Annotated in this window: 5 protein-coding genes and 1 pseudogene; all 6 read left to right on the forward strand. The window is 71.1% G+C overall.

The features are described from left to right. Positions 1-4165: FtsK/SpoIIIE domain-containing protein (locus tag J7E68_RS05185; RefSeq protein ID WP_215170493.1), on the forward strand; the 4165-nt coding region annotated here is incomplete at its 5' end. A 92-nt stretch (positions 4166-4257) separates the two neighbouring features. After that, positions 4258-4923, forward strand: coding sequence for an FHA domain-containing protein (locus tag J7E68_RS05190; RefSeq protein WP_215170495.1), 666 nt, complete (start codon positions 4258-4260; stop codon positions 4921-4923). 112 nt (positions 4924-5035) lie between these two features. Next, positions 5036-5329: a WXG100 family type VII secretion target gene (locus J7E68_RS05195; RefSeq protein ID WP_060928559.1), complete on the forward strand. Its 294-nt coding sequence runs from the start codon at positions 5036-5038 to the stop codon at positions 5327-5329. Positions 5330-5377: 48 nt separating this feature from the next. Then, the gene (locus tag J7E68_RS05200; RefSeq protein ID WP_215170498.1) at positions 5378-5827 is read left to right on the forward strand and encodes a WXG100 family type VII secretion target; all 450 of its coding nucleotides are present in this window, start codon (positions 5378-5380) and stop codon (positions 5825-5827) included. Further along, positions 5824-6159, forward strand: a complete 336-nt coding sequence (locus J7E68_RS05205; RefSeq protein WP_215170500.1) for a hypothetical protein — start codon at positions 5824-5826, stop codon at positions 6157-6159. The genes J7E68_RS05200 and J7E68_RS05205 overlap by 4 nt, the downstream gene beginning before the upstream one ends. A gap of 4 nt (positions 6160-6163) precedes the next feature. After that, positions 6164-7792 (forward strand): annotated as a pseudogene (locus tag J7E68_RS05210) (hypothetical protein); the annotation flags it as partial.

The following is a 7792-nucleotide window of genomic DNA, read 5'->3' on the forward strand; positions in this document are numbered from 1 at the left end:
CCGCAGCGGTCTCGTCGTGCCCTCGCGCCACCAGGTGGTGCTCGAGCCGGGGGCGCTGCGCCTCGAGTTCGTCGCCGGACCCTTCGCCGGCGAATCGGTGCCCATGGCCGCCGGTGTCGCCACGACCATCGGGCGCGGCTCCACGGCATCCGTGCGCGTCGCCGATCCGCACCTCAGCGAGGAGCATGCGACGATCACCGTCGCAGGCGGCGTGGCGGACGACGGCTCGCTGCTGCCGCTGACGGCGCACGTCGAGCTGACGGCCCCCGACGCCCAGCTCGTCGTCAACGGCACGAGCGATGCGCGCACGGCAGACATCGTCCCCGCCGACCTCATCCAGCTCGGCAGCAGCGTGATCCGCATCGGCGCGGCCCCCGCATCCGACGCCGACATCACGATCGACGAGGTCGGCGCGCGGGCGGTCAACCGTCCCTCCCGCATCCGGCCCTCGCAGATCCCGCCGGTCATCACCCTTCCGGGCGACAAGCCGGAGGAGCAGGATGCCTCTCCGCTGCCGTGGCTCTCGGCGATCGTCCCCGTGGTGCTGGGCATCACCCTCGCCGTCGTCTTCCAGCGCCCGATCATGCTGCTGATGGCCGCCGCGTCGCCCGTCATGGTGATCGGGTCGTTCTTCGCCAACAAGAAGCTCGCCCGCCGCAAGGGCGAGCGCAGCGAGGCCGACTGGATCGAGGAGATCGACTCGGCGCGCAAGCGCATCGCCGTGCACGTGAGACAGCAGCGTCTGACGAGCTGGGACCACCACCTCGACCCGGTCTACATCCGCGACGTGGTCACGCGGCCTCTCTCGCGTCTGTGGGAAAGGCGACGGGGCGAGGAGGATGCGCTGCGCGCCCGTGTCGGCGTCGCCGACGTGCCCCTCGAGGTGCGCTTCGAAGGCGGTCCGCAGAAAGAGCGCCGCACCGACAGGCGGGTGGGCGTCTCGCCCTCCCCCGTGGCGGTCGACCTCGCGTCCGGGCCGGTCGGCGTCGCGGGGCCCGCCGACGTCGCGAGCGGCGTGGTGCGCGCGATGCTCACAGGACTCGTCGCTCTGCGCTCGCCGCGCGATCTGCAGGTGGCGGTGCTCTGCGACCGCGACCAGGAGCACGCCTGGTCGTGGGTGCAGTGGCTGCCGCACGCGCAGCCCGGCGTCGGCCCGGTCGCGCTGATCGGCAACACCGACCTCACCCGGCGAGAGCGCATCCGCGAGATCGGCAACCTGCTCGACATCCGCATGCGCATCGGCAAGGACCGCCGCCTCGACTCCGAGTCGCAGATCGTGCTGGTCGTCGACGGCGCTCGCCGCTACCGAATGCTTCCGGGCATGGTCACGATCCTCGAGCAGGGGGCCAAGTACGGCATCCACGTCATCGCGATCGACTCGGACCGATCCCGCCTGCCCGAAGAGGCGACGACGGTGGTCGTGGCCGATCCCGGCGACCCGCTGCTCGGTCGCGTCGAGTCCGGTGACGCCTACCACTCGCCCGTGCTGCTCGACCAGGTGAGCGTCGGCTACGCCGAGGAGATCTCGCGTGCGCTCTGCTCGATCGAGCACGTGCGCGGAGTCGGCGATGACGCGACGGTGCCCAGCAGCGTGCGCTACACCGAGCTGCTCGGCATCGACCTCACCGACCCCCAGCCCATCATCGACCAGTGGCAGGTCGCGCCGCGGCAGTCGTACGTCGTCATCGGGGCGGGAGCCGAGGGCGAGTACGCGATCGACATCGCGACCGACGGACCCCACGCGCTCGTGGCGGGAACCACGGGTTCCGGAAAGTCCGAGTTCCTGCAGGCGCTCGTGATCTCGCTCGCGCTGGCGAACCGGCCGGACGCCCTGAACTTCGTGCTCATCGACTACAAGGGCGGGTCGGCCTTCGCGGACTGCGCCCGCCTGCCGCACACGGTCGGCATGGTCACCAACCTCGACGCCCGCGAGACCGAGCGCGCGCTCGCCTCTCTCGATGCCGAGCTCAAGCGGCGCGAGCGCGTGCTGCGAGACGACATCGGGGCGAAAGACGTCGATGCCGCCTGGGAGAAGGATGCCGAGGCCGCGGCCAGGCTCGGGCTCGCCCGACTGATGATCGTGGTCGACGAGTTCGCCGAGCTCAAGACGGAGCTGCCGGACTTCATCACCGGGCTCGTGCGCATCGCCCGCGTCGGCCGATCGCTGGGCGTCAACCTCGTGCTCGCCACCCAGCGTCCCTCGGGTGTGATCACCCCCGAGATGCAGTCGAACATCAACCTGCGCATCGCGCTGCGCGTGACCGACCGCTCGGACTCGACCGACATCATCGGCGTGCCGGATGCCGCACTGATCTCGGCCGCGACCCCGGGGCGTGGGTATGTGCGCGCAGGGCTGGATGCCGCGCCCGCGCCGTTCCAGACCGCGCGCGTCGCGGGCCTGCGCATCGGGCATCAGCGCACCACCCGCGTGCTCCCGCCCGCGGCGCGCTTCGATTGGCTGACCGTGGGGCTGCCGCCGCGCTTCCCCGCCGTCGAGACGCAGTCGCACCGCCCCGATCAGGACGACACCGACCTGCGCGGCCTCGTGCAGCTCGCCAACCAGGCGGCGACCGCCCTGGGCATCGAACGCAGTCCGTCGCCGTGGCTGCTGCCGCTGCCCGATCTGCTTCCTCTCGACCGCTTCGACGAGTCGTCCGCACCCGACGGCGGTCTCGTGCTCGGCCTCGTCGACGTGCCGTCGAAGCAGAAGCAGCAGCCGCTCGTCTGGAACGCGCTCACCGGTTCGCACCTGCTGTTCTTCGGCGGCAGCCGTTCGGGGCGCACCACGGCCGTCCGCACGCTGCTCGCCCAGGCCGTGCAGCGCTTCACGCCCGCCGACCTGCACATCTACGCGGTGGACTACGGCACCGGCGCACTGCTGCCGTTCGCCGATGCGCCGCACACCGGTGCGGTCATCACCCCGCAGGATGCCGGACGACTGCCGCGCCTGCTCGACCGTCTCGGCATGGATCTCTCGCGCCGACAGGCGCTGCTCGCCAGAGCAGGGGTCGGCAGCATCGGCGAGCAGCGTCGACAGGCCGATGCGCGCGATGCCCTGCCCTACAACATCGTCGTGATCGACGGGTGGGAGCGCCTCGGCGCCTCGATGAGCGCCGATGACATGGTGCTCGTCCGCGACCAGGTCATGCGCCTCCTGCGCGAGGGACCGGCCGTGGGCCTGCGCCTGATCCTCACAGCCGACCGGTCGATCTCGTCCGACAAGGTGTCGACGTTCATCGACACCCAGTACGCACTGCGCATGCGTGACATCAACGACTATCGCGGTGCGGGCATCATGATCCGCGACATCGCGCCGAACATGCCGCCGGGGCGTGCGCTGTTCGGGGCGGAGGGCACCGAGGCGCAGTTCGCCGTGCTGTCGGCCGATGCCAGCGGCGAGGGGCAGACGGCCGCAGCCCGCGGCATCGTCGAGTACGTGACGGGTCACTTCGGCCAGTTCCCGCAGCTCGCCGAGCTGCCGCAGCCCATGCGCGTCGATCCGCTGCCGTCGCGCATCGGGCTCAGCGTGGTCCCGACTCTGCCGATCCACGGCGGCACGACGGCCGAGACCCCTGTCGTCGCCGTCGGCGGCGACCAGCTGTCGCGGGTGACCGTCGACTGGCCGGGCGTCGGCGGGTTCGTCGTCGCGGGAGACCGCCGCAGCGGCAAGACGCACACGCTCGCCGCGATCGCGCACCAGCTCGGCTGGCACAAGACGCCGATGGTGATCGTCGCGCGCGAGGGGTCGATCCTCGCCGAGGTGGGCAAGAGCCACGGAGTCGCAGTGCTCTCGCCGCGTTCGCCGGAGGAGCAGATCGCCGCAGCGCTCGAGCCCACCGACTCGCCGCTGACGATCGTGGTCGACGACAGCGAGTCGATCAGAGACACGGCGCTCGATCGGGCACTGGGCGGTGCCCGCTCGCATGCGCGCTTCATCGTCGGAGTCGGTGCGGAATCGGCGGGCTCCTCGCTCACCGTGGCGCTGACCGAGGCGAAGAAGGGCCGCACCGGCATCCTGCTCTCGCCTCCCTCGACGATCGTGGGCACGCAGGTGTTCGGCGTGCAGCTGGCCCGCACCCATGTGGGTCGTGCCGCGCCCGGAAGCGGCGTGTTCTTCAGTGACGGTTCGTACATGCCGGTGCAGGTCCCCGACCTGACCGCCTGACGATCCGCCCGCCCGTGCGGGCGGGATAGAATGACGCGGGCGCTGTGGCGGCGATCATCGCCGCCGGACGGCCACAACGGGGGAGACGATCGATGAGCACTCAGTGCCGGTTCTGCGGTGAGGCCGTGCGACCGGACAGCATGTTCTGCCCGTCGTGCGGACAGCTCATCGGCATGCCCGGAAACGCCGTGCCGCCGTTCCCCGGAGGCGCCTCATCCGCGTCATCCTCACCCGCGGCGCAGCAGCGTGCCTCGGAGCCGCTTGCTCCTGTGCCGCTGCCCGCGCCTCTGGCTCCCGAGCCGGCCGAGCAGGTGGCGCCCGCGGCTCCCGCTCCACAGGCGGCAGCTCCGCAGGCCGCAGCCCCGCAGGCCGCAGCCCCGCAGGCCGCAGCTCCGCAGGCGCCCCAGCCTGAACCCGCACCGGCCCCCGCCCCGGCCATCCCGGCGGCGGTGACGCTGCCAGACGGCCAGCGTCTCGGACTCGACCAGGTGCTCGTCTTCGGCCGCTCGCCCGAACGCGGCGCCGCAGCCCACCAGGGCGTCCCGATCCGACTCGACGACCCGGCGCGCGCGATGTCGCGGGTGCACCTCGTGCTCGCGCCCGCAGCGGGCGCGGTGATCGCCACCGACCCCGGCTCTGCGAACGGCACTCTCCTCGAGCGCGACGGCGTGCAGTACGCCCTCGTCTCCGGCACCCCGAGTGCTCTGGTCACCGGTGACCGTCTGCTGCTCGGAGACGCCGTCCTGCACATCGTCTGACCCGCCGAAGAGCGAGATGGGGAGTTCTCCCCATCGGCTCGGACACCCGTCGTGTGTTACGAATGTACCCGGACCAATTCCGCGGCATAGCCGCACAAGCAGGGGGTATGAAATGGCTGAGATCAAGGTAACTTCCGAGTCGCTCGCCGGTGTCGCGAACCAGCTCGCATCCGGTGCGACGTCGATCGAGTCGCAGCTCGGAAACCTGAAGTCGCTCGTCCAGGGCCTCATCGCCGGAGACTGGGGCGGATCCGCTTCGCAGACCTTCAACGAGCTCTACGAGCAGTGGGATGCCGCGGGCATCCAGCTCAAGGAATCGCTGAACGGCATCAGCGACCAGCTCTCGAAGGCCGCACTCGCCTACGAGGAGTCCGAGAACAACATCGGCAACAGCTTCCGTTCGTAAGTTCTTCTGCCCGGTTCGCCGGGTCTGCTGATGTGAGGGGGGTGCCTCGTGGTGCAGTTCCACGTTTCCACACCGGCGCTGGGATTCTCGGCGTCGTCGATGACCGGAGCGGTCGCGCAGTTCGACGCGCAGCTCGCCCAGGTCACCGCGGCGGTCAACGCCGTCGTCGGGTCGACCTGGACGGGAAGCGCGGCTGACGCCTTCCTCGAAGAGTGGACGGGGTTCCTCACCAGCGCGGGGGTGACCCGCGAGGCTCTGATGAGCATCGCGATGCGCCTGCAGAGCGGGCAGAGCACCTACGACGGCAACGAGGCGCAGCTGACCGCGGCATCTCGTTCGTCCAACGTCAACATCCGCGTTCCCGGCAACGGCGGGAACGGCAACGGCGGCGGCCCGCAGGCATCTGCGGTGCAGGCCACCTTCGTCACCGAGAACGTGCAGGCGATGCCTGCCGACGTCACCATCGACGCCAGCGTCACCAGGGGAGACAGCGCATGAGCGGCCTGCACACATATGAGACGGCGGACATCCGCGGACTCGAATCCGCGCTGAAGCAGCTGCACGGCTACTGCAGCGAGCTGCAGGCGCACGCCGCCAGCGCGACGGGCGCCGTGAGCGCCCAATGGAGCGGAATCGCGAACACCGAGTTCGTCAACTGCGTGCAGACCTGGCAGGTCGGCGCCACCATCCTCACCTCCTACGCCGAGTTCCTCGCCACCTGGGCAGGCGACGCCGCCACGCAGTACGAATCGGCGCAGTCGTCGGTCGGCAGCATGTGGGGCGGCGGCGGCGGTGGCGCCGGTGGCGGCGGCGGACCCGTGGCGGTGTGATCCGATGGTGAGAATCGATCCCGCGAAGTTCTCCGCGGCAGCAGACTCGTTCGACGGCATCTCGCAGCAGGCGCTGAACTACGCCATCGCGGCGCGTGGCTCCCTGAGCGGATACGCCGGCATCGCCGGCACCGACCCGGGCGGTGAGTCCTTCGCCGAGTCCTACGACGCGATGGCGGCAGCCGCACTGCAGACGCTCTACGACATCGCCGTCGCGACCCGCGGCCTCGACCGCGCGCTGATGGCGTCGGGCGGCACGCACGCACAGGCCAACGCCAACGCCGAGCGCATCGTCTACGACGCGGCGTCCGCATTCGTGCTGCGCCCGGAGATCGCCGAGGCGAGCGTCGCTCCTCCTCCTTCCGCGTTCGGCGGACGCCCCGACACGATGGTGCAGGGGCTCGACAGCGCCGCCGTGTGGGTGTGGGACCAGATCCTCAACTTCATCGGCACGCTCTTCCCCGACGGCGACCCCGAGCAGCTCGAGGCGGCCGGCAGCGCCTGGGCCGGAATCCTGAGCGACATCCGGACGCTTCGCACCGACATCCGTCTCGCCGACAACTCGCTCGCCGGGATCGACAGCGGCGAGATCGCGACGATCAACCAGAAGGTCGACGACTTCGCCGACGGCCTGACGACCTTCCTCAGCGACGACGAGGGCATCGGCAAGATCGACGACATCTGCCGCGAGTACGCGCAGACCATCCGGGAGACCCTCGAGGAGACCCGGCAGATGATCGCCCAGCTGGTGATCGAGGTCATCGCCGGTGCCGGGCTCAGCTTCGCGCTGTCGTTCGTCACCTTCGGCGCCGCCGGTGTCGCCGGTGCCGCGGCCATCACCGCGCGCATCGTCGCGGTCGGCGGCCGCATCGGAGCGCTCGTCGCACGGTGCGCGGCGACCGCTGTGCGCCTCGCCAACAGGCTGCGGGCCATCATCCCCGGCCTCGCCAACGCGGCGGCCCGGTTCCCGAAGCTCACGCGCGTCGGCATCGAGCTCGTGTCCGGCTCGGGTTCGGCCGTCATCGCCGAGACCGTGCAGGGCAGCGAGGCCAACTACGGCGCCGCCTTCCTGTCGGGCTTCGCAGGAAGCTCGATCACCTCGGCCATCACGGCTCCCTTCGGCAGGGCCGGAGAGCGTTTCGTCGTGCAGGCCCTCGCCAACGGCGCGGGTGGCGCGGGTGGAAACGTCGTCGACCCCAGCGTGCGCGGCGAAGAGATCACGGCGGCCGCGGTCGCCATGGGCACGGGTCTCGGCGTGGCCGGATCGGCACGGCTTCCCGGTCGACGCAACCCCGGCGCGGCCGGCGGCGGCAACGGCGGCGGCGTGCACGTCAACGACTACGACGGCCCGTCGGGCACCGGAGACGCGGCGAACGCCTCGGGGGGAGACGGCGGCGCCCCGCCCCGTTCCGACTACGACGGCCCCAGCGGTCAGGGCGGCGACGTCAGCGGAAGCGGTGGCGAGGGTGGCGCGGCCTCCTCGAACCACGGCGACGCTCCGGCGGCGACCGACATCCACGTCACGCCCGAGGGCAACGGCGGCACTTCCGGCGGCGACGGCGGAACCACCGGTGGCGGCGACAACAGCCCGGCTCCGGACAACAGCCCGGCTCCGGACAACAGCCCGGCTCCG

This window comes from Microbacterium sp. ISL-103 (assembly GCF_018613995.1).
Classification (GTDB): domain Bacteria; phylum Actinomycetota; class Actinomycetes; order Actinomycetales; family Microbacteriaceae; genus Microbacterium.

Coding starts and splice junctions, on each gene's coding strand:
- J7E68_RS05190 (WP_215170495.1), top strand. CDS start 4,258: ATGAGCACTCAGTGCCGGTTCTGCGGTGAGGCCGTGCGACCGGACAGC.
- J7E68_RS05195 (WP_060928559.1), top strand. CDS start 5,036: ATGGCTGAGATCAAGGTAACTTCCGAGTCGCTCGCCGGTGTCGCGAAC.
- J7E68_RS05205 (WP_215170500.1), top strand. CDS start 5,824: ATGAGCGGCCTGCACACATATGAGACGGCGGACATCCGCGGACTCGAA.